The following is a 20,835-nucleotide window of genomic DNA, read 5'->3' as shown; positions in this document are numbered from 1 at the left end:
GCGCGATGCCCCCGGGCAGTCTGTTATCAGGCTTTCAGGGCGGCCAGCGCGGCGTCGTAGTCCGGCTCTTCGGTGATTTCGTTCACCAGCTGGCTGTAGACAACCTGATCGTTTTCATCGATAACGACCACCGCGCGAGCGGCCAGGCCCGCCAGCGGACCGGCGGCGATGGCGACGCCGTAGTCAGCGAGGAACGAGGCGCCGCGCAGCGTGGAAAGGGTCACCACGTTGCTCAGGCCTTCCGCGCCGCAGAAGCGGGACTGGGCGAACGGCAGGTCAGCGGAAATGCACAGCACCACGGTGTTGTCCAGTTCAGCGGCCAGCTGGTTGAATTTACGCACTGATGCGGCGCACACGCCGGTATCAATGCTCGGGAAAATATTCAGTACTTTACGTTTGCCGGCGTACTGGCTCAGCGCGACGTCAGAGAGATCTTTGGCGACCAGCGTAAACGGCTGCGCTTTAGCGCCTGCCTGCGGAATGGTGCCCTGAACAGAAACGGGGTTGCCCTGGAAATGCACGGTTTGTGACATGGTTATCTTCCTGTTTACATATAGTTAACGTCGCGAGTAGTGTATGACATCCGCCAGCTACACGGCAAACCCTATTTAACATTTACCAGAGAGGACAAGGGAATGCGCAACGTGCGAGTGTATGAGGAAGCCTGGCCGCTCCACACCCCCTTTGTGATCGCCCGCGGCAGCCGCAGCGAGGCAAAAGTGGTGGTGGTGGAACTGGAAGAGGACGGTGTGAAAGGGGTGGGGGAATGCACCCCGTATCCCCGCTATGGCGAGAGCATCGCTTCGGTCATGGCCCAGGTGATGGCGATCGGCGAGCAGCTGGAGGCGGGACTTACCCGCGAACAGCTGCAGCGGCTGCTACCGGCAGGCGCCGCGCGCAATGCCATTGACTGCGCCCTGTGGGATCTGCAGGCGCGGCGCGAAGGCAAAACCTTGCCCCAGCTGCTGGGGGTGACGTTGCCAAACCGGGTGATCACCGCCCAGACGGTGGTCATTGGCACGGCGGATCAGATGGCGGCCAGCGCCGCGGCGCTGTGGCAGAAGGGCGCTCAGCTGTTGAAGGTGAAGCTCGACGACCGGCTGATCAGCGAGCGGTTAATCGCTATCCGTCAGGCGGCGCCGGAGGCTACGCTGATTGTCGACGCCAATGAATCCTGGCACAGCGAGGGGCTGGCGGCGCGCTGCCAGCTGCTGGCGGACCTCGGCGTGGCGATGCTTGAGCAGCCGCTCCCTGCCGACGCCGATGCGGCGCTGGAAAATTTCGTCCATCCGCTGCCGATTTGCGCCGACGAGAGCTGCCATACCCGGGAGAGCCTGCCCAGGCTGCGCGGACGCTATGAGATGGTCAATATCAAACTGGACAAAACGGGCGGCCTGAGCGAAGCGCTGGCCCTCGCCGAGGAGGCAGAACGACAGGGCTTTGGACGGATGCTGGGCTGTATGCTCTGCACCTCGCGCGGGATCGCCGCCGCGCTACCCCTGGCGCCGCTGGCGCGCTTCGCCGACCTCGACGGCCCGACATGGCTGGCGGTGGACGTCGAGCCGGCGCTGCGGTTCAGCACCGGCGTGCTTCATCTTTAAGCCTGCCAGCGCAGCAGGTCGGTCATCGCCGGCAGGTAACGCTCGGTTGCCTCGTCGGCGGAGACCGGCGGGAACTCAGCGGTGATGCAGGGGAGTCCGATATCAGCGCACCAGCTGCCAAAGGAACCTGGGGTGTCGTAGCCCACGCTGCCGACCAGCGGCAGTGAGAAGGCGTCGGCCAGCCAGTGTCCCAGCGGGCTGTGTCCCGGGTCTTCGATGCAGGCCAGCGGATCGTGAAAGGAGACCACCCACGCCGGATGGATCTGATGTATCAACTGACACAGGGCCTGGGTCTCTCGCTCCGAGCCCGGCTGTTCGCCGGTCAATAACACCACGTCTCGTTCCGTCGCCGCGCTGTTCCAGCGGTACACCGTTTCCCCTTGTCTCCAGTTAGCGGCCGGAAAGTTACGGTTGAGGTCAACGCCGCGGGCGTTGGCGCGCAGCCCGAGCTGACAGCCGTCAGGATTGACCGTCAGCACCACGTGGTGGCGGCGCAGCTCCGGCTTCAGGGTGCGCAGGGCGCAGGAGAGGGTCACAATCGACGAATTCTCATCGCCGTGGGTGCCGGCAATAATCAGGCCGCTGCGGCTGTCGGCCATCGGCGCAGGAAACCACAGCAGCGGCGCGCCCAGTTCCGAGCTGCCGTACTGCCGGGTCCCCGGCGGAAAGTCGCCGCGCTGCGGGCGAGGACGTGAAATAGACATAGGGCTTCCTGTGTGTCGTTATTATGTAGTGTTGGCGAAAAGCGTGTTGGAATCAAACCCATTCCCTGAGGCGTGAAATCCGACGGCACATCAATTTTCTATCATATGTTGTTTGCAATTTCAGGTGATGAAACAAATAATTATCGCTCTGTTGGCGGTGTTTTTTCTCATTTTAAAGGGGATCTTATGAAGTATCCTGTCGCTTTGACATGCGGCGCGCTGTGGTTAGCCAGCGTATCTTCTCTGGCCTGGGCGGCGGACGTACCGTCGGGCACGGTACTGGCGAAAAACCAGCTGTTAGTGCGCCATATCAAAGATGAACCCGCCTCGTTAGATCCCGCTAAAGCGGTGGGCCTGCCGGAAATCCAGGTGATCCGCGATCTGTTTGAAGGTTTAGTCAATCAGGATGCGAAAGGCAACCTGATCCCGGGCGTGGCGACCCGCTGGCAGAGCAACGATAACCGCGTCTGGACCTTTACCCTGCGCGATAACGCCCGCTGGTCCGACGGCACGCCGGTCACCGCTGAGGACTTCGTCTATAGCTGGCGGCGTCTGGTGGACCCGAAAACCACCTCGCCGTTCGCCTGGTTTGCCGCGCTGGCGGGGATCGCCAACGCGCAGAACATCATTGATGGCAAAGCCGCGCCGGAGACCCTGGGGGTCACCGCCGTCGACGCCCACACCCTGCGGGTGCAGCTGGATAAGCCGCTGCCGTGGTTCAGCAACCTGACCGCCAGCTTTGCCTTCTACCCGGTACAAAAGGCGAACGTCGACAGCGGGGCAAACTGGACGCGGCCCGGCAGCCTGGTGGGCAATGGCGCCTATGTTCTGAAAGATCGCGTCGTGAATGAAAAGCTGGTAGTGGTGCCCAACACCCACTACTGGGATAACGCCAAAACGGTGATCCAGCAGGTCACCTTTGTGCCGATCAACCAGGAGTCCGCCGCCACCAAACGCTATCTGGCCGGCGATATCGATATCACCGAATCTTTCCCGAAAAATATGTATCAGAAGCTGCTGAAGGATATTCCGGGGCAGGTGTATACCCCGCCGCAGCTGGGCACCTACTATTACGCCTTTAATACCCAAAAAGGGCCGACGGCGGACGAGCGGGTGCGACTGGCGCTGAGTATGACCATCGATCGCCGGGTGATGGCGGAGAAGGTGCTGGGGACCGGGGAAAAACCGGCCTGGCGCTTTACCCCGGACGTAACGGCGGGCTTCACGCCGCAGCCGTCGCAGTTTGAGAGCATGAGTCAGGCCGAGCTTAACGCTCAGGCGAAAGCCCTGCTGGCTGCCGCCGGCTATGGCCCGAATCGCCCGCTGAAGCTGACGCTGCTGTATAACACCTCTGAGAACCACCAGAAGATTGCCATCGCGGTGGCGTCGATGTGGAAGAAGAACCTCGGCGTGGAAGTGAAGCTGCAGAATCAGGAGTGGAAAACCTATATCGACAGCCGCAACACCGGCAATTTCGATGTGATCCGCGCCTCGTGGGTAGGGGATTACAACGAGCCGTCCACCTTCCTGTCGCTGCTGACCTCCACCCACAGCGGAAATATCTCCCGCTTTAACGATCCGGCATACGACAAAATCCTCGCCCAGGCGGCGGTGGAAAATTCAGCCAAAGCGCGTAACGACGATTACAACGCGGCGGAGAAGATCATTATGGTCAAAGCGCCGATTGCGCCGATCTATCAGTACACCAACGGTCGGCTGATTAAGCCGTGGCTGAAAGGCTACCCGATCACCAACCCGGAAGATGTGGCCTATAGCCGTACCATGTATATCGTTAAACACTGATGCGTACTGGCCTCCTGCTCAGGGCAGGTTGCCATTGCTGAAGCCGGAGCTGGCGCGGATTACGGCGCCAGTTTCTCCTGCTCACCTTCTCCCGCCACAGTAGAAAGCATCACTTTTCTGGTAGTATGGCCGACTGAAACCAGGTCTAACCCTCTGAAAGCGAAGCATCAGAAGATCTCATCCGCTGGGTTTTTGTCATGATGCTCAACGTATTCGGCAATCATACCATCTGGATGCCGAACCAGCATGTTCCAGCCGGTGGGCACGATCTTCACCGGGTTGATAATCGTTGCTCCGGTGGAAGGCAGATATTTCTCCCAGGCGGAAATGTCGTTGACCAGGAAAGTGGCCTCGGTAGCGCGAAAAGGCGCCAGGCTTTTCTCGGTTCCGCCGATTAACAGCACCGAACCCACCTGCGCCAGTTTGAGGTCGTATTCGGGATAGTCGAAACGCAACCTCGCCTTCTGCGCGATGAGGTTTTCATAGAACGAAACGGTTTCTTCATAACAGCTCAGCAGCACGCATCGACGGATCAGAATATTGAGGACTTTCATTACACCTCCTTTGCCATTGACGTAGAGATAGCCTGGCAGTCCTGAGGTGGAATGCAATGCTTAAGCGTTTTAGAGGTATTTCAAGAACAGGCGTGGATAGGCGAAAAAAAAGGGTTTGCGCAGCAGGGAAATATGCGTTGTGTAACTTGTTACGAAGCGGTGCTATATTATAACTTTATAATCAAATAGGCAAGTCGCAAAATTGATACTGATATAAGATCATTTCCGCCTTGCACGACCATTTGCATAGTTCGGAATTAATCGAAAGCTCTGAACTCAGCCCCCTCCGCCAACCGATACCTGCTACGCGCAGGCATCCTCTGCTACATTCGCAATGTCTCAATGACCACTCTCAGCGCGGGCGACACATTGCGGTGCGGGTAATAGAGAAATGAACCTTCCAGACGCTGGCTATAACGCTGGAGTACCCGGATAAGCGTGCCCTGCGCTAGATCGTCGGTAATCAGTTCTTCCGGGACATAGGCCAGCCCCAGACCGAGCCTGGCCGCTTTGGCTTCCATATAGCTATCGGCGAAAGCCCACTGTCCCTGCGGCGGATGAGTTATTTTTTTGCCATCCACGTTAAGTTCCCAGGCGTAAAGGCTGCCGTCGCCAAACTGATAAGCGATGCAGGGGTGGACGACTAAATCGGCGGGCGTTTGTGGAAAGCCGTAGCGTCGAAAATGTTCCGGTGTACCCACCACCGCCATCTCCATATCGGGCGAAATGCGCACCGCAATCATGCCGCTTCCGACTTCCGGGCCCAGACGTACGCCCGCATCGAATCGCTCCGCAATAATATCGACAAACCGGCTTTCGCTGATCAGTTCCAGTCTGATATCGGGATAGTGTTGTTTAAATACTGCCAGCTTCGGCAGCAGGACTTTATCAATGGCATGCTGGCTGGCATTGATGCGTACCGTACCGGAGGGCGTTTGACGATAGTGGGCCAGCGTGGCGAGTCCCATATCTAAGGCGTCGAAACCGGATTCGACATTGTGATAGAGCTGTTCACCCGCCTGAGTGAGCGACAAACGGCGGGTGGTGCGCACCAGAAGCTGAACGCCCAGGCGCTCTTCAAGTTCACGAACCGCACGGCTGATCCCGGACTGCGCCAGGCCAAGTCGTTGCGCTGCGGCGGTAAAACTGCCTTCCCGCACCACCTGCATAAACAGATAAAGATCGTTATAGTTTTCCCGTTTTGCCATCGGTCCCTCTCTACTGTCGTCTGTTATTTATAACAATATGATATTAATTCTAGCATTTTTCACCCTCTAATCAGCACTAATCCTGCTAACTATAATGGGCGCATGACAACAAAGCACAGCAGCGTTGTCCGTATGAAAACCGTCTCTATCACGTTTAATGAAGGGGAATTTGATGACTGCTTTCACCCAAAAACTGACAGCCGCGATACCCGCCATGCTGCTGTGCGTCTCATTAAGTGGAGTCACAACGATGAGTTATGCAGATACGACCAATCCGAACGCGCCCGTTTCCCTGGGCGAAAAATGGGATAAAACGTTTGCTGAGAGCACGAAAGTGGATCACCGTAAGGTGACCTTTACCAACCGCTACGGGATCACCCTGGTCGGGGACCTCTATTTGCCGAAGGATCGCGGCGACCGCAAACTGGCCGCCATTGCCGTTAGCGGTCCTTTCGGCGCGGTAAAAGAGCAATCCAGCGGCCTGTATGCCCAGACGTTGGCCGAGCAGGGGTTTGTCACCCTGGCGTTTGACCCATCCTATACGGGTGAAAGCGGTGGCTACCCACGTAACGTGGCTTCGCCGGACATCAATACCGAGGATTTCAGTGCCGCGGTGGACTTTCTGGGCCTGCAAAAAGAGGTGGATCGCCACCGTATCGGTTTGCTCGGCATTTGCGGCTGGGGCGGTATGGCCTTAAACGACGCGGCGATGGATACGCGCGTCAAAGCGGTGGCGACCAGCGTCATGTATGACATGAGCCGCGCGATGGGGCATGGAGTCGGCGATGGCAAAGACCGCTACACGACAGCCGACCGCCGAGCGGTACTGCAGTACCTGAACGCGCAGCGCTGGAAGGATGCGGCAAACGGCACTTTCGCCCCCGGCGGGCATGACATTTATGTTGATGATAAAGGCAACGTCAGCGCTGCCGATCGTATTTTGCCGGAAACCTTGCCCGCCAATCCCAACCCGGTCCTGAAAGAGTTCTTCGATTATTACCGTATGCCGCGTGGTTTCCATCCGCGTTCGGTTAATTCAACCGGGGCATGGAATGCGACGATGCCGCTGTCGTTTATGAATATGCCGCTGCTGAATTATGCCGGCGAAGTGACTATTCCGACGCTTATCGTGACTGGCGAAAAAGCCCATTCTCGCTATTTTGCCGAAGCTGCCTATAAGGCTATTGGCAGCAACGAGAAAGAACTGGTGATTGTCCCTGGCGCAAACCATGTCGATCTTTATGACAACGCCGCAGGCAAAATTCCCTTTAGTCAGTTTGAGCAGTTCTTTAAAACCAACCTGAAATAGATCTCCGGTGCCGGAGACATCCCCAAAGCCGCCACGCGCCTGCGGGCGGCTTTGTATTGTCGGAGATAAACAATGTCTGCATTAAGTAACACCCGGGCACACTGGAGCGGCGTCCTGGCGATGACGCTCTGCGTATTTGTACTCATTGCCTCAGAATTTATGCCGGTCAGCCTGTTAACGCCCATCGCTGGCGATTTAGGCGTCACCGAGGGATTAGCCGGTCAGGGCATTGCCATTTCAGGCGCGCTGGCGGTGCTGACCAGCCTGACCATTTCTCGCCTTGCGGGAGCACGGGATCGTAAATACCTTCTGTTAGCGCTCACGGCGCTGATGGCGGTCTCGGGAATGATGATTGCCCTGGCGTCCAGCTATCCAGTTTATATGCTGGGCAGGGCGCTCATTGGGATCGTCATCGGCGGCTTCTGGTCTATGTCGGCCGCAACGGCCATTCGCCTGGTGCCGCAACGTCAGGTCCCCCGCGCATTGGCCATCTTTAACGGCGGCAACGCGCTGGCCACCGTTGTGGCAGCGCCGCTGGGCAGCTACCTGGGGGCCACCGTCGGCTGGCGCGGCGCCTTTTTATGTCTCGTCCCGCTGGCGATGGTGGCCTTCGTCTGGCAATGCGTTAGCCTGCCGTCGATGAAAAGCCAGCGCGCACCACAGCCGCAGGGAACCGTGCTGGGTTTGTTCCGCCGCTCGACGGTATTCCTTGGATTGCTGGCCTGTGGGCTGTTTTTTATGGGGCAGTTTACCTTATTTACCTATGTGCGACCGTTTCTGGAGACCGTGACCCGAGTCAGTTCCTCTGGTCTGTCCCTGATATTGCTGGCGATGGGTACCGCCGGTTTTGTCGGCACGCTGCTTATTTCGAGCGCGCTGAACGCCCGGTTTTATCCGACGCTGGTGGCTATCCCTTTGGTCATGGCCGCGATTGCCGGAACGCTTCTGCTGGCCGGACACCACCCGGGATCAGTCGCCGTACTGTTAAGCCTGTGGGGCCTGTTGGCGACGGCCGCGCCCACCGGCTGGTGGACGTGGATTGCGCGGACGCTGCCCGAGGATGCGGAGGCGGGCGGTGGTCTGATGGTCGCCGTGATCCAGCTATCGATTGCCCTCGGGTCAACGACAGGCGGCCTGGTGTTTGATAGTCTGGGATGGCGCAGCAATTTTGCACTGAGCGGTCTGTTACTGCTGGCGGCGGCAGGGGCGACTTTTCTGCTCTCTGCCAAAATCAGCTCATCTCAGCGCACGCCGATTAATGAGCTGGATGCATAAGTCAAATCACAAATAACAGGGTAATCACGGCGACGTTTATGGCCTACCATGATGGTTAAACAAGATGAGGGCTGACCATGGAATATTGCGTATTAAGTAACAACCGTAAAATGCCGATGCTGGGTTTTGGCGTTTTTAAGGTGACCGATAAAGCAGAGTGTAAGCGGTCGGTGCTGAACGCCATTCGCACCGGCTACCGCCTCATCGATACCGCCGCCGTCTACGATAATGAAGATGCGGTGGGGGAGGCCGTTCGCGAAGCCATCGCCGAAGGTCTGTGTACCCGCGAGGCGCTGTTTATTACCTCCAAACTGTGGGTTCAGGACATGGCCAACGCCGGAATGGCGAAAGCCGGGATTGCCGCGTCCTTAAAAAAATCCGGGCTGGAATACTTCGATCTATATCTGTTGCATCAGGCGATGGGCGATTATTTCAGCGCCTGGCGCGCGCTGGAGGAGGCTTATGAAGCCGGTACCCTGAAAGCGATCGGTGTGTCCAATTTCTATGCCCATGTGTTAGCTAACTTCTGCGAAACCGTCAGAATCAGGCCGATGGTGAATCAGGTCGAACTGCATCCTTATTTCGCCCAGCCGGCGGCGCTGGAAACCATGAAGCACTATCATGTTCAGCCGGAAGCCTGGGCGCCGTTAGGCGGTGGCAGACATAATCCGTATGAAGAGGCCATGCTGCAGGAGATTGCCGATGCCCACCAAAAAACCGTTGCTCAGGTGGTCCTGCGCTGGAACGTGCAGCGAGGCGTCACGGTCATTCCTAAATCCACCCGCCAGGAGCGTATTGAAGAGAACTTTGCCATCTGGGATTTCTCGCTCACCGCGCGCGAAATGGCGCAAATTAGCGATCTGGATTTAGGTTACGTTGGCGAAGCAGTGAAACACTTTAACCCTGAATTCGTTCGCGGCTGTCTGGGGGTGAAAATCCACGACTGATCGCGGCTCAGCGTGAAGCCTGCTTCATTTAGCTGCCTGCGCTGCGGCGACGGGTTCGGTATGCTGGTTAGCGCCCACGCGTGTGCCGCGACGGTTGTCGATGCGGTAGTCGACCGTCACGGGCTGCGGGCCGGCGGGGGTGACGGTCAGCTCCCTGACCATCTGGCCGGCGTCCGGCGGTAGGGTCAGGGTGGTTTCACCCTGAGCGAGCATCTGGCCATTTTGCCTGACCTGCCAGGTAAGGCGACAATCCTCGCAGGCCGTCCAGGTATCGTTAATCGCCCACAGGCGCACCGTCGCCGGGCTACCCTGACGCCAGCTGGCGGTCACCGGCTCGATGGATGGCAGGATCGGCTGATAGGCGCGCTGCAGGGCATAGTAACCCGCCTTCGGCTGGCGCAGATAATCCACCACCCCCCAGTTGATGGAGGGCCATGTCTCGACAAACATAAAGTGGAACAGGGCGGTCACCGGCTGATAACGCTGGCGGCGATAGCTCTCCGCTGCCAGCGCCACCAGCCTGGCCTGATACGCCTGGGTGTTTTCAACCATCTCCTGAATAGTGTTGCCTCGTGGAATACCGGCAAATTTAAAGGTCTGGAAAGGCTGAAAATTATGGTACTTCCATCGCACCCAGCCGGGGTCGTCGGCGGCGGTGGTTTTCGGCCACAGCAGACGGGCCGGGATAATGGTCTTCAGGGTGGAGAGGCGGGGCAGCGCCTGGGCGCCAAACTCGGAAATAATCCCGGTTTTCGCCGGGGAGAGCAGGTCGCGCAGGGTGCCGAAATACCAGCCCGCCCAGTAGTGCTCTTCAACAGCGGAAAAGCGATGCACGATGCGGGAGGTATCTTCCGCCAGCGCATCGCCCACCCGCTGCGTCAGGGTCTGGTTTAAGGTTTTACGCCAGTCGGGGAAGCGTTTCTCCATCCACGGCGAGTTCCACAGCGGCTCGTTGTGACCGCCCCAGACAATAATCGCCGGCGAATTGCCGAACTGGTCCATCATCGCCCGGGTCTGGCGCACCGCGTTATCGGCAAAGGCGACGCTGTCATCATAACCCCACTGCAGCGGAACATCCTGCCAGATCATCAGCCCCATCTCATCGGCCACCTCATACAGCGCGCGACCCGCCACGTGACCATGAACGCGGATGGCGTTGGCGTTCATGGCCGTGACTAGCCTGAAATCCCGGCGATATTTTTTCCGCGTCATGGTGCTCAGCCACGGCGAGCCAATATAGTTGCTGCCCTTGATGAACAGCCGTTTGTCATTGATGCGCCAGCCCTGATTGTCCGCCAGCGCTTCCACCTTACGTAATCCGGTGCGGGTGACGGCGGTATCCATGATCCCCCGGTTATCCGCGAGGGTGGCGCGCACCCGGTAGAGGTTAGGTTTGCCAGCACCCACGGGCCACCAGAGCTTTGCCGAGGGCATGGGCAGCGAGACGCGCAGGACGCCTGCGGTGTTCTCCAGGGTGACCGCGAAGGCCTGTTGAAAACGCGGGCCGGAAAAATTGTCCGGGGTGGCCGTCAGGCGCAGCGTGACGGGGCCGGGGGTCACGGCCCGATAGCGGATTTCGGCACGCAGAATGGGCTGCTCCAGCCCCTGTCGCCAGTCCGGGCGCAGGATCACCTCGTCGAGGGTGACGCCGCGGCTCAGATGGAGCTTCACCGGCGCCCAGATCCCCCCGGAATTGGCATCCTGCCCCTGAACCGACCAGGCGCCGCCCGGGCGGGTATCGTGCTGGTTCAGGATCCCTTTCATCAGCGTTTTGTGCAGCGGCCAGATCGTTTGCGGGTCTTCATAGGGGCTGTCGACCCGCACGACGAGCTGATTATGGCGGCGAACGACCCCGCTGATGTCCACCGGGAAGCGCTGAAAATACCCTTCGTGTTGGGCCAGCGTCTTGCCGTTGAGCGCCACCTCGGCAAAGTAATCGACGCCGTCAAACACCAGGGTGGCCATGGCGTCCGGCGTCAGGCCATGCAGGGTAAACTGATGGCGATACCACAGGGCGCCCTGATGATCGTATCCGGCGCTGTACCAGTTTGCCGGTACCCGCAGCGTGCGCCAGTCGCCGTCCGAAGCCTGCGCGCCGTCGAAGGCGCTGTCGTTGGCGTCATGCACCCGCCATTGTCCGGCCAGTGACCAGGTCACCGGCGCTGAGCCGGCGTGCGCCAGCGGCAGGCAAACCACCAGCAGCAGAAGACGTCTAGCGATCACGGGGAGCCTCCTGCATTCTGCGGCGCAGCCACAGGCGGCAGCCCGCGATCGCCTCGGCCAGCGCGTCGCACAGGTCGCCCGGCACGCTCTGGTCGGGCGAGGCTGCCTGGCTCTCCAGTTGCTGGAGCACCCCGGAAAGGCGCTGAAAGCCAAGGGTGGCCGCCTCGCCGCGCAGTTTGTGGGCGGCGCGACGCCACGTCTCCCGGTCATTAGCGTTAATGGCGTGGGTAAGGGCGGCGGCGGCAGCGTCAAGCCCAGCAGCGAAGAGCCCCAGCAGCTCCTCGACCAGCTCAGGATCGTCGGCGCACTGTTTCAGCAGGCGGGCCTCGTCCGGCAGGCCTTCCTCTTCCTCCGGACCGCTATTTTCCGCCGCGCCGACGCGGGCGATGGCCTCCCGTAGCGCCTCCTGGCTCACCGGTTTGGCGATATAGCCGTCGAAGCCCATCGCCAGACAGCGCTCTCTATCGCCCTGCATCGCGTGGGCGGTCATAGCCATCGCGGGCTGGTGCTCCCGGCCGAGCGCCTGCGTCTCTTCACGCAGCAGGCGGATGGCGGTTTCACCGTCCATCTCCGGCATTTGCAGATCGATCAGCAGGAGATCCCAGCAGTCGGCGCGCCAGCGCGCCAGCGCCTCCCGGCCGTTGTTCACCACCTCGCAGCGGTGGCCAAGCTGTTCCAGCAGCCGTCTGGCGACCTTCTGATTAACCAGATTGTCCTCGGCCAGCAGGATATGCAGCCCGGCCTGTTCCCTGACCGGTTCCGCAACGGGGGCTGGCGCTGTCGCCGCCACCGGCGTGGGAACCAGAATGCCGGCGATAACCTGATGCAGTTCGCGCTGCGCCACCGGTTTATGCAGATAGTGAGCAATGCCGATGCGCTTGAGCATATTGGCGTCAAAATGGCGGCTCATGGAGCTGAGCATAATAATCTGGCTTTGCCGGGCCTCGGGCAGGGCGGAAAGCTCCAGCGCCAGGGATACGCCGTCCATATCCGGCATCTGCGCGTCCAGCAGGATCAGCGGCCAGGGCGGCCCTTCGGCGGCCCGGCGTAGCGCCTCGCCGGCGTTGTCCACGCAGCTTGGCATCAGCCCCATCTGGCGAAGCATGGCGTCGAGCAGGCGCAGGTTGGTGCTGTTGTCGTCAACCACCAGCACCCGCTGGTGGTTAAAGTGGCCCAGCGGGGCGCTGTCGGCGGCAGCGTGCAGCGCTGCCAGCGGCAGGGTGAAGGCAAATTCGCTGCCCGCCCCGGGCTGGCTCTCCACCGTCAGCTCGCCGCCCATCAGGCTGACCAGGCGGGCCGAAATGGTTAACCCCAGACCGGTGCCGCCGTAGCGGCGGGTGGTGGAGCTATCGGCCTGGCTGAAAGCCTCGAAGATCGCCTTTTGCTTCTCCGGGGCGATACCGATGCCGGTATCGCGAATGCGAAAGCGCCAGCGGTTTTCGTCGTCGGCCGGCGCAATCGCCAGCAGGACCTCCCCCTGATGCGTGAACTTCAGCGCATTACCCAACAGGTTGGTCAGGATTTGCCGCAGCCGGGGGCCATCGACGATCAGCACCTCGGGCACCGCTGGGGAGATATCCACCAGCAGCTCAATGCCCTTTTCGCTGGCGGCAGGCATATGCGGGCGGATCAGCGACTGAACAAAGGGGCGGATCTCCAGCGGCTCTTCGTCCACCTGCATCTTGCCCGACTCAATGCGTGAGAAATCAAGAATGTCGTTAATAATGTGCAGCAGCGACTGGGCTGAGCTCATCACCAGCGAAAGATACTCCCGCTGCTCCGCGGTCAGCGGCGTGTCGAGGCAGAGCTGCGTCATGCCGAGAATGCCGTTCATCGGGGTGCGGATTTCGTGGCTCATATTGGCGAGGAAGGCGCTTTTCGCTTCGTTCGCCTCACGGGCTTCCTTCGCCGCCTCAATGGCCAGCAGCTCTGCGGCTTTGCGCCGGGTAATATCCTGCAAGGTGCCGATCACCCGCTCTGCCTGCTGCTGCATATTGAGGGTGACGATTTGCCCCGAGAGCAGCATCCAGCGCCAGCCCTGCGTGGGGTGCTGGACGCGAAGTTCACATTCAAAAACCGGCATATGCTCGTTTTGCGAGGCGATCATCGCCTGCTGCAGGGTGGCGCGATCGTCCTCGTGGACCAGATTGAGCATAAAACGCAGTGGAAAGCGCCACTGCGCCCGTGACTGGCCGACCATCGCCAGCAGGGTGTCATTGACCTGCAGGCTGTCGCCGGAGACCTGCCAGTCCCAGATGCCGATCTGGATCGACTCCGCGGTGAATAAAAAGTCGTCATGAAGCTGGTGACGCGAGCGTCGGGCCTCGTCAAGCTCGGTGATGTCGGTATGCAGGCTGACAATCCCGCCATCCGCCAGCCGCTGATGCTGAACGTAAATCCGGCGGTTGCCCGACTGACGGACCTCGCAGTGGTTCGTCTGGCGGCAGTTGCGGATTATCGCCTCGCGCAGCGTCTGTTGCCGGCCTGGGTCGATGTTATATCCGGCATCGATAAACTTCTCCGCCAGGCTCTCAAGAGAGGCGCCGACGGCGAGCCAGGGCGCGATCGTTGGATAAAACAGCGCCACCTTATCATTCCAGGCCTGCAGTCGTTCACGCTCATCGTAGATCATCACCGCCGAGGGCAGGAGATTGAGGTCGGTACGGTTAGCGGCATGCATGATTACTGGCCAGCGGTTTGATAGTGGAGCTCCGCCTGGCGGCGCAGATACTCAAGCCCAGGGGCGATGGCCATTGCCCATGCGGTGAGGATCTCCTCATCGCACAGCGGATCGCTGGCGCGGACGGTTTTGAGCATCGCTTCCCGCCAAAGGGCAAAAAAACGCGGCGGCAGACGCAGGCCTTCCTCGCTCTGCGCCCGCGCCAGCCGTTCCAGGAAATCGGGTACAAAGAGGTCGCCGTTGACCGCCAGCATGGCGAAAAAGCTTTTAAAGATCATCTGCTGGCCCTCTTCGCCGGAGCGTTGTGAGAAGTGCTGCTCGGTTTCCGCAGACATATGGATAAAAGTAGTGTAGAAGGCCTCGAAGAAGCGCTGTTTGTCGTGCTCCGGTACGACGCGATTCAGGCTGGCTTCAAAGAGATCGCGATAAAACTTCATGGTGCGCTCCTCATGACCCGTTCGCCCGGCAGGCAGCGACGGGGCGGGTTAAATTCGTCCGTCGCGCGGCGGGCAAAATAGCTGTTGTCATCCGCGAGGCCGTTTTTGAACAAGGGCCCGGCGTTGTGTTTGTAAAACAGCGCCTCCAGCACCATGGCGTTGGTGGAGAGGGTGAGGGTGGCGTTGACGTCGCCGGTGGCCTCGACCCGACCTTCATACCAGCCGCGCTGCGGGTCGTTAAGATGGGTAGTGACCGCCATCAGCGCATCGGTATACTCGGTTTCCCACAGCGTCCACAGGACAAAGACCGCTTTAGTGGTCACCTGCGCCAGCCGGGGGTAGTATTTCCCGTCGTCCCCGAGCGTATTCCAGGCGTAGCCATTTCCCCAGACGGTGTCTTCCACGTGCCAGGGCGCCTGGGTAAGCGAAAAATCGGCCCGGGCGGTGAGCACCTTATCCTGCGTCCAGCGCGTTTTCTGGCTGAGCCATATCCCTTCCGCCCGGGCGCGCATAGCTTTTTGTACCTCTTCCGACACGCCAGGCGGCTGCCAGCCGAACTCCAGTCCCGGCAGCATGGCGGGCAGAGTGGAGAGCACCACGGGTTGCCAGGTGGTTCGCGGGTCGCGGTCGTCAACGGCGAGGCGGCGCTGATAAATAATCACATGGCGCGCCGGGGGAGAGAGAGCCTTACCGGCCGGAAATCCCCACAGGCGGAACGCGCTGGCGGCGTATTCACTGTCTCCCAGCCGGAGCTCCTCGCGGATCGTCCGCTGCCCGTTCTGCAGTGAGGCGGACCACAGCTCACCGTCTTTATCGATCACCGGACAGAAGTTCCAGCGCAGGATAATTTTATCAATGTACTCGCCATACTGCGGCGCGCGTTCGGCGGTGAGCCGCAGGGCGAGCATCAGTCGCGCCATATCTTTCGCTGACCAGCCGCTGCCCGCCGGTTTGCCGCTGAAGTCGACAGGGGTCGCCGTCTGAGTGGAGTATAGCCTGCCCGGCGAACCGCCGTCGGTCAGCGTCAGTCGATTGAGGGTGCCGAGCAGGGGCGTCAGGCGGGCGTCGAATTCCGCTTCCTTTACCAGCCCCAGCTCTCTGGCGGCGAGCAGGGCGATAAGGGTGTCGCCCATCTGCCATAGCGTCGCGCGGGGCTGTTTGTCGCTGCCGTTGACCAGGCCGGTATGCGGCTGGGTATTGTTCTCGACGTACCTCCAGGCGATCTGCGCCCACGTCCGCTCCTGCGGCGTCAGGCTGCTGATACGGGCGGTGGTGTGCCAGCCGCCTTTAGTCAGCCAGCGCCACCCCGTGCCTTCGCGACCAAACAGCGCCAGGGCGATAAGCAGCAGGACGACGGCGACGGCCAGACAGCGGGCTAGGGTTTTAAGCATTGCGCGGTCACCGGCGGAAGTTTAACGGGCTCGTCAGCCTTGCAGGCGGCGCACTGGCAGGCCTGGCAGGCGGGTTGGGTGCGCTGCGTGGTCCCGGTCTGCTCGCACCATGTTTTGACGGCCGGGGTGTTGCTCAGGAACGGGCGATTGCGCGGGCCGTTATTCGGTTCAAAGAGATCCACCAGCTTCTTGTCCCACAGCGACGGGGCGAAATTGCGGTTTTTCGGATTGTCGCTGGAAAACTGCAGCAGTTTGCCCTCTTTTTTAAACAACAGCGCTTCCAGCATGATGCCGTTATTGTTGGCGGTAAATTCATTGATTGGCCCGTCGCCGTTCTCATACAGCCCCTCGTAATAGCCTTTACCCGCTTCGTTCGCGTTTTCAATGGCGTCCAGCAGACGATCGGTATAGGGCGAGTTCCACAGCACCCACATCCCCATCGCCGCTTTGAGCGACACGGCGGCGCTGTTCGGTACGAACTGGCCTTTGTCGGTTATGGTGTTCCAGTTAAAACCATCGCTGAACACCGTGTCATAGACAAAGTACGGCGATTTATCGAGCTGATGCTCTGAGCGGGCGGTGAGGATCCCGGTGATGGCGTAGCGATTCTCCTGGGCCTGATAGACCCGGTCGGCAAAGTTTTTCATCCATGGATGGGAGTACTCGCGCGGGCTGTTGTTCCGGTCAGCAGGATTATCAAAGCCAAACTCCATGCCATACAGCACGTAAGATTCACTGACCACATAGTTATGCTGGCTGGTTTGCCGCGGGTCGCGCGAATCATAGGGGACCAGCACGCAGTAAATTTCCGCCAGCTCGTAGGGCTGCGGACGGCTGGCCTGACAGGTGTTAAATCCCCACAGCTGAAAGCCCGCCGCGCCGTACTCCTCGTAGCCCAGGCGGCCTTCCTGAACGTATTTTGGCTGGCCGTTTTCCAGATACGCCCCGTACAGCGTGCCGCAGGGATCGACCACATGGCTGAAATCCCACCCCAGCACCACGTTATCGATGCTGTTGCTGTATTCCGGATAGCGCTCCTTGATCACCTTCAGCCAGATCAGCATTCTGCCGATATCCAGCGCCGAATAGCCGATTTCGCCCGGCTTGTTCTGGTAGTTCACCTTCTGTCCGCTCACGGTGTTATAGGCTTTGTTGGGCAATTCGTTACGGAATAAATCGAGCTTATTCAGCGTGGCGAGAAACTTCAGCATCCGACGGTCGAACTCCGCCTTATCAATAATCCCCAGCTCACGGGCCGCGGTCATCGCGGCCAGATAGGAGGCGCTGTCCCACATGGTGGTGGAGGGGTATTTGTTCACCGCATTGACCAGCCCGGTGGTGGGCTGAAAGTTGGCGACGAAATATTGCCAGGCGTTTCTGGCGATAGTCATCTCCCTCGGCGTCAGCTCCCCGCTGCGCGGGGCGTATTCGGCAGCCGGCAGACCGGTCGCGGCCTGCGCGCCGGAGAGCGAGAGCCACAGCGCCATGAGTCCGGCCAGCAGGGGAAAACGGGATAAATAGATCAGCTTCATGGCGTTGCTCCTGCTGAGGACGAGGGGAGAGGGGCAGGGCTCAGGCAGGCCAGACACAGCATCTGCCCCCGGGAAATGTAGGCCAGGCTTTCCAGCACGATCGCGTTGGTATCGCCGTCAATAACGTCGTTGACGCTGCGGTTGAGGTTTAACCCGCGCTGCCAGCCCCTGCCCGGGACCTGCAGCGTCTGGACCTGCTGGCGCAGCGCTTCGCTCCAGCTATTACGGAACAGGGCGTACCAGGCAAAGGCGGTGCGGGTGGAGGTGATCGCCGATTGCTCCGGGGCGGCGCTGCGCGGGGCGAAGGCGCTCTGCGGCTGCCGGTCCGCCAGCGCGCTGGCATAATCCGGCGCGGGCTCGGCGTAGTCGGTGCTGATCGGCGGCTTGCTGACCCTCAGGCTATGACGGCGCTGCTGGATTTGCATGATGCGCCAGGCGATCTCCGCGCTTTGCGCGTCAAAGCCCAGCTCAAGCCCGGTGAGCAGGTACGGCAGGCTGATCAGCGAAGGCTGCCGACCCCAGGGCGTGCGCAGCCCCTCGTCGGGCACCATGATGCCGTCGATATCGATCATCTGCTGCCCCTGCGGCGGGTTGGTCACCGCCAGCCCCGCGGCGCTGTCGATCAGCCGCAGCGTATGGCTGGCGTACAGCCGGTAGCCAAAGCTGTCCCGCGGTTCATCCGCCGCCAGCGCCCAGTGGTGCAGCGGCGCCGCGGCCTGGCTGGCGGGGCTGTTGCTGATGAGCGCGCCGACCCGCCACTGATTAAACAGATCCCGCACCGCGGCGGCGTGCTGAGGATAGCGCCAGAGCAGCGTTTGCAGGGCGGTGAGCAGGCGTCCCATACCGATGGCGGAGGAGTCCGGGCTGCCGAGGATCTGCAGCGTGTCGGCATGGTACTGAGCGGCGGGCAATCCCTGGGCGTTGAGGGGCAGTTGACCGAGCGTAAACAGGGCGGCGGCAATGCGCTCATCACCTTCGGCGGCGGTCACAATATGCAGCTGCTCTGCGGCGACCACGGCGAAAAGATAGCTGCCGACGCTCCACAGGCTAAGCCAGGGTTCGCCATCGTGCGCGTTGGCCAGACCGTTTGGCTGAGTATTATTCACATAATACTGCCAGGCCACTCGCGCCCAGATCGCCTCGTCAAAGGTCAGCTCGCGCGGGGCAGGGAGCGGCGGAAAATCCTGGCTCAACGTCATCCCACCGCTGCTCTCGACGCGCGCGGGCATCTGTTTTTCCACCCACACGACAATCGCAAAACCCAGCAGGAAGCCAATGAGGATGGTGAGGTAGCTGCGGGCGGGGAGCAGGGCGTCGCGGATCCTCATCGACTTGTCTCCTGCTCTTCGGGGGGCGTCCATATGGCGGCGAAGATCAGCGGCAGCATGGCGGCAATATTCACCGCGCCCCAAAAAATGTTGATGACGTACCCGGAGGGATCGTCAACCTGCCCGCGCGCCACCTGGATGCCGCCCCATAGCAGCCCCGTCAGGGTGAGTATAACGATGGCAATTTGCGGCTTGACGAGATAGAGAAAACGGCCCGTCTGTCGCTCTTTTGGCGTGACGTGAAATTTGATCTGCTCCCCGCGCAAAACGGTGTTTAGCGCCCGCAGATTCATCGAGAAAAAGGAGAGGTAAGAGGCCCGGCCGTCCCAGGCCGAAATACCCCAGGTGCCGAACATAAAGGCCAGTTCGGAGACGATAAAAAAGGGTAAAAAGTGCAGATAGAAAGGGGTAGACCACGCCGACACCGGGGGAATGCCGGTGAAGAGATAGATAATGGGTGAAATCAGGAACACGGTATTCCATACGCAGGCCAGATAGGACCAGAAGGTGGTCGCGTACATCAGCGTTTGCGGCAGCGAGAGTTTAAAGCGGCGGCGGCTGAAGATGTTGTCATGGAACAGGATATCCAGCGAACCGGCGGCGTACTTAAAGCGCTGGATCATCCACGTCAGCATATCCTGCGGCGAGAGCATTTTCGACTCGATCCGCGGGTGCATTACCGAGCGCCAGCGGCGGGCAGCGTCGCCGTGCAGCAGGATGGAGGTATAAATATCTTCCGAGACGTGGAACTTATAGGGCGTCAGTTCAGTATCGAAGGCCACGTGGGGGCGCATGGCCTCCTGCAGCGCTTCCCGCGTTGCCGGGTCGCGAATATCCCGCGTATGACGCGCGATCTCGGCGTCAACGCTCCAGACGTAGCTGCGCAGCGCGGCCTGCATCACCGCTTCCCGCCGGTGAACGGAGGCGGCACCACAGCAGAATGCGGCATTAGCCCAGTTGCGGCGCCGTAAAATCACGTCGTAAAACATGCGCGGATCGTTGAAAAACGGATCGCGACCAATGGACACCGGACCGACGATTTTCTGCGCCAGCCAGCCCACGCCGTAGCCTGCGCCGCCCGCTTTACGCCGCAGCCAGCGCGCCAGATCCTCCCCCTCCGGGAGATCGAAAAACCATTGCGGGGTCTGCACCCAGGCGACGTCCGGATCGCGAAAATACCCGAGCGTATTGCTCAGCAGGGTCGGGAAAACGCGGGTATCGGCATCACAGATGATCAGAAAGTCGCCATCGGTATGTTCCAGCCCATTGCGCAGGTTACCGGCCTTATAGCCGATATTGCTCTGACGGGTGATATAGTTCGCCCCCTCCTGCTCGCAGACCGCCTTCATCTCCGGGCGACGCCCGTCGTCAAGAACATGCACCTTATAGTCGAGCGGACCGGGATAGGTCATCCGCATGGCGTCACGGATCGACAGCCTGACCAGCTCCACATCTTCGGAATAGGTGGCGATAAACAGATCGACTTTAATCGGCCTCGACTCCACCGCTTCATCCACTCGCAGACAGTCGTTAATCTCCGTCGGGGGGACGCCTGGCGGAGGATCTTTTTCCTGCCATAAATTTATGGTGAACAGGACTGTGCCAATCCACGCCAGGGTTTCCGCCAGCACCAGCGGAACGGCATACCATAGGGCGTCGGTATTTAAAGAAGCGGTCCAGCGCCAGTAAATATAATTGGCGCCGAGAACCAGGGCGGCTACGGCTAATACCTGCCAGATCATCCTCACCCAGCGCGGGGTGCTGAGCGGCTCAGGCGGTCGACGATGTTCAAAACGGGAAAAATAAAAATCCATAGCAAGGATATCCTGATTCCGCGCTGAGT

At 60.2% G+C, this 20,835-nt stretch carries 16 protein-coding genes and 1 pseudogene; 6 read left to right on the top strand and 11 right to left on the bottom strand.

Annotation, left to right across the window (positions count from 1 at the left end):
• Positions 1–26: 26 nt before the first annotated feature.
• Complete coding sequence (gene tpx / locus ACOI6Z_RS14085; protein ID WP_008805229.1) at positions 27–533, bottom strand: thiol peroxidase; 507 nt, start codon at positions 531–533, stop codon at positions 27–29.
• Positions 534–635: 102 nt separating this feature from the next.
• On the opposite strand from tpx, the gene ycjG reads away from it, so the two are divergent.
• Positions 636–1,601 carry an L-Ala-D/L-Glu epimerase gene (ycjG, locus tag ACOI6Z_RS14080; protein ID WP_064158316.1) on the top strand — a complete coding sequence of 322 codons (966 nt, stop codon included), beginning with the start codon at positions 636–638 and terminating at the stop codon, positions 1,599–1,601.
• On the opposite strand, the gene mpaA is transcribed toward ycjG, so the two are convergent.
• Positions 1,598–2,305: a murein tripeptide amidase MpaA gene (gene mpaA / locus ACOI6Z_RS14075; RefSeq protein ID WP_032452569.1), complete on the bottom strand. Its 708-nt coding sequence runs from the start codon at positions 2,303–2,305 to the stop codon at positions 1,598–1,600. The two genes, ycjG and mpaA, sit on opposite strands and share 4 nt — an antisense overlap.
• Before the next feature lie 72 nt (positions 2,306–2,377).
• On the opposite strand from mpaA, the pseudogene ACOI6Z_RS14070 reads away from it, so the two are divergent.
• Together ACOI6Z_RS14070 and ACOI6Z_RS14065 are read left to right on the top strand one after the other, a co-directional pair.
• Positions 2,378–2,491 (top strand): annotated as a pseudogene (locus ACOI6Z_RS14070) (hypothetical protein); the annotation flags it as partial.
• Complete coding sequence (locus tag ACOI6Z_RS14065; protein ID WP_064158363.1) at positions 2,492–4,108, top strand: peptide ABC transporter substrate-binding protein; 1,617 nt, start codon at positions 2,492–2,494, stop codon at positions 4,106–4,108.
• 167 nt (positions 4,109–4,275) lie between these two features.
• Here ACOI6Z_RS14065 and ACOI6Z_RS14060 read toward each other — a convergent pair whose 3' ends face one another.
• Both ACOI6Z_RS14060 and ACOI6Z_RS14055 read right to left on the bottom strand, forming a co-directional pair.
• A complete protein-coding gene (locus ACOI6Z_RS14060; RefSeq protein ID WP_064154740.1) occupies positions 4,276–4,662 on the bottom strand; it encodes a VOC family protein in 387 nt (128 codons plus the stop codon).
• A 323-nt stretch (positions 4,663–4,985) separates the two neighbouring features.
• On the bottom strand, positions 4,986–5,870 hold the full coding sequence (locus tag ACOI6Z_RS14055) for a LysR family transcriptional regulator (protein ID WP_065812997.1): 885 nt from the start codon (positions 5,868–5,870) through the stop codon (positions 4,986–4,988).
• Between the two features lie 172 nt (positions 5,871–6,042).
• Between ACOI6Z_RS14055 and ACOI6Z_RS14050 the strand changes: the two genes are divergently transcribed.
• The 3 genes from ACOI6Z_RS14050 (at position 6,043) to ACOI6Z_RS14040 (ending at position 9,401) form a co-directional block, all read left to right on the top strand.
• Positions 6,043–7,179 (top strand): alpha/beta hydrolase, encoded by a 1,137-nt coding sequence (locus ACOI6Z_RS14050; protein WP_065812996.1) that lies wholly within the window; start codon positions 6,043–6,045, stop codon positions 7,177–7,179.
• 72 nt (positions 7,180–7,251) lie between these two features.
• On the top strand, positions 7,252–8,454 hold the full coding sequence (locus tag ACOI6Z_RS14045; RefSeq protein ID WP_065812995.1) for an MFS transporter: 1,203 nt from the start codon (positions 7,252–7,254) through the stop codon (positions 8,452–8,454).
• Between the two features lie 77 nt (positions 8,455–8,531).
• Positions 8,532–9,401 (top strand): aldo/keto reductase, encoded by an 870-nt coding sequence (locus tag ACOI6Z_RS14040; RefSeq protein ID WP_023289371.1) that lies wholly within the window; start codon positions 8,532–8,534, stop codon positions 9,399–9,401.
• 24 nt (positions 9,402–9,425) lie between these two features.
• Here the strand turns inward: ACOI6Z_RS14040 and ACOI6Z_RS14035 are convergent, their stop codons facing one another.
• From ACOI6Z_RS14035 to ACOI6Z_RS14005, 7 genes are read right to left on the bottom strand one after another with little or no spacing between them, the layout of a single operon-like run.
• On the bottom strand, positions 9,426–11,624 hold the full coding sequence (locus tag ACOI6Z_RS14035) for a glycosyl hydrolase 2 galactose-binding domain-containing protein (RefSeq protein ID WP_420687418.1): 2,199 nt from the start codon (positions 11,622–11,624) through the stop codon (positions 9,426–9,428).
• Positions 11,614–14,304 carry a hybrid sensor histidine kinase/response regulator gene (locus ACOI6Z_RS14030; protein WP_064154736.1) on the bottom strand — a complete coding sequence of 897 codons (2,691 nt, stop codon included), beginning with the start codon at positions 14,302–14,304 and terminating at the stop codon, positions 11,614–11,616. Before ACOI6Z_RS14030 ends, ACOI6Z_RS14035 begins: the two co-directional genes overlap by 11 nt.
• A 2-nt stretch (positions 14,305–14,306) precedes the next feature.
• Positions 14,307–14,741 (bottom strand): hypothetical protein, encoded by a 435-nt coding sequence (locus ACOI6Z_RS14025; RefSeq protein ID WP_023289374.1) that lies wholly within the window; start codon positions 14,739–14,741, stop codon positions 14,307–14,309.
• The gene (locus tag ACOI6Z_RS14020) at positions 14,738–16,132 is read right to left on the bottom strand and encodes a DUF3131 domain-containing protein (RefSeq protein ID WP_065812993.1); all 1,395 of its coding nucleotides are present in this window, start codon (positions 16,130–16,132) and stop codon (positions 14,738–14,740) included. Before ACOI6Z_RS14020 ends, ACOI6Z_RS14025 begins: the two co-directional genes overlap by 4 nt.
• Positions 16,117–17,664 carry a DUF3131 domain-containing protein gene (locus tag ACOI6Z_RS14015; RefSeq protein ID WP_065812992.1) on the bottom strand — a complete coding sequence of 516 codons (1,548 nt, stop codon included), beginning with the start codon at positions 17,662–17,664 and terminating at the stop codon, positions 16,117–16,119. The genes ACOI6Z_RS14020 and ACOI6Z_RS14015 overlap by 16 nt, the downstream gene beginning before the upstream one ends.
• Complete coding sequence (locus tag ACOI6Z_RS14010; protein WP_065812991.1) at positions 17,661–18,992, bottom strand: DUF3131 domain-containing protein; 1,332 nt, start codon at positions 18,990–18,992, stop codon at positions 17,661–17,663. Before ACOI6Z_RS14010 ends, ACOI6Z_RS14015 begins: the two co-directional genes overlap by 4 nt.
• Positions 18,989–20,806 (bottom strand): glycosyltransferase, encoded by a 1,818-nt coding sequence (locus tag ACOI6Z_RS14005; RefSeq protein WP_065812990.1) that lies wholly within the window; start codon positions 20,804–20,806, stop codon positions 18,989–18,991. Before ACOI6Z_RS14005 ends, ACOI6Z_RS14010 begins: the two co-directional genes overlap by 4 nt.
• Between the last annotated feature and the right edge of the window lie 29 nt (positions 20,807–20,835).

The sequence above is a fragment of the Klebsiella sp. C239 genome (assembly GCF_048822715.1).
GTDB lineage: Bacteria > Pseudomonadota > Gammaproteobacteria > Enterobacterales > Enterobacteriaceae > Klebsiella > Klebsiella quasipneumoniae.
Note: the sequence above shows the minus strand (reverse complement) of the source record. Positions and strands in the feature narration are given on the sequence as shown.

Bases quoted from the DNA above. Each gene is read 5' to 3' on its own strand.
- ACOI6Z_RS14030 (WP_064154736.1), bottom strand. From the start codon at position 14,304: ATGCATGCCGCTAACCGTACCGACCTCAATCTCCTGCCCTCGGCGGTG.
- ycjG (WP_064158316.1), top strand. From the start codon at position 636: ATGCGCAACGTGCGAGTGTATGAGGAAGCCTGGCCGCTCCACACCCCC.
- ACOI6Z_RS14045 (WP_065812995.1), top strand. From the start codon at position 7,252: ATGTCTGCATTAAGTAACACCCGGGCACACTGGAGCGGCGTCCTGGCG.
- ACOI6Z_RS14065 (WP_064158363.1), top strand. From the start codon at position 2,492: ATGAAGTATCCTGTCGCTTTGACATGCGGCGCGCTGTGGTTAGCCAGC.
- tpx (WP_008805229.1), bottom strand. From the start codon at position 533: ATGTCACAAACCGTGCATTTCCAGGGCAACCCCGTTTCTGTTCAGGGC.
- mpaA (WP_032452569.1), bottom strand. From the start codon at position 2,305: ATGTCTATTTCACGTCCTCGCCCGCAGCGCGGCGACTTTCCGCCGGGG.
- ACOI6Z_RS14040 (WP_023289371.1), top strand. From the start codon at position 8,532: ATGGAATATTGCGTATTAAGTAACAACCGTAAAATGCCGATGCTGGGT.
- ACOI6Z_RS14050 (WP_065812996.1), top strand. From the start codon at position 6,043: ATGACTGCTTTCACCCAAAAACTGACAGCCGCGATACCCGCCATGCTG.
- ACOI6Z_RS14055 (WP_065812997.1), bottom strand. From the start codon at position 5,870: ATGGCAAAACGGGAAAACTATAACGATCTTTATCTGTTTATGCAGGTG.
- ACOI6Z_RS14060 (WP_064154740.1), bottom strand. From the start codon at position 4,662: ATGAAAGTCCTCAATATTCTGATCCGTCGATGCGTGCTGCTGAGCTGT.
- ACOI6Z_RS14020 (WP_065812993.1), bottom strand. From the start codon at position 16,132: ATGCTTAAAACCCTAGCCCGCTGTCTGGCCGTCGCCGTCGTCCTGCTG.
- ACOI6Z_RS14015 (WP_065812992.1), bottom strand. From the start codon at position 17,664: ATGAAGCTGATCTATTTATCCCGTTTTCCCCTGCTGGCCGGACTCATG.
- ACOI6Z_RS14025 (WP_023289374.1), bottom strand. From the start codon at position 14,741: ATGAAGTTTTATCGCGATCTCTTTGAAGCCAGCCTGAATCGCGTCGTA.
- ACOI6Z_RS14005 (WP_065812990.1), bottom strand. From the start codon at position 20,806: ATGGATTTTTATTTTTCCCGTTTTGAACATCGTCGACCGCCTGAGCCG.
- ACOI6Z_RS14010 (WP_065812991.1), bottom strand. From the start codon at position 18,992: ATGAGGATCCGCGACGCCCTGCTCCCCGCCCGCAGCTACCTCACCATC.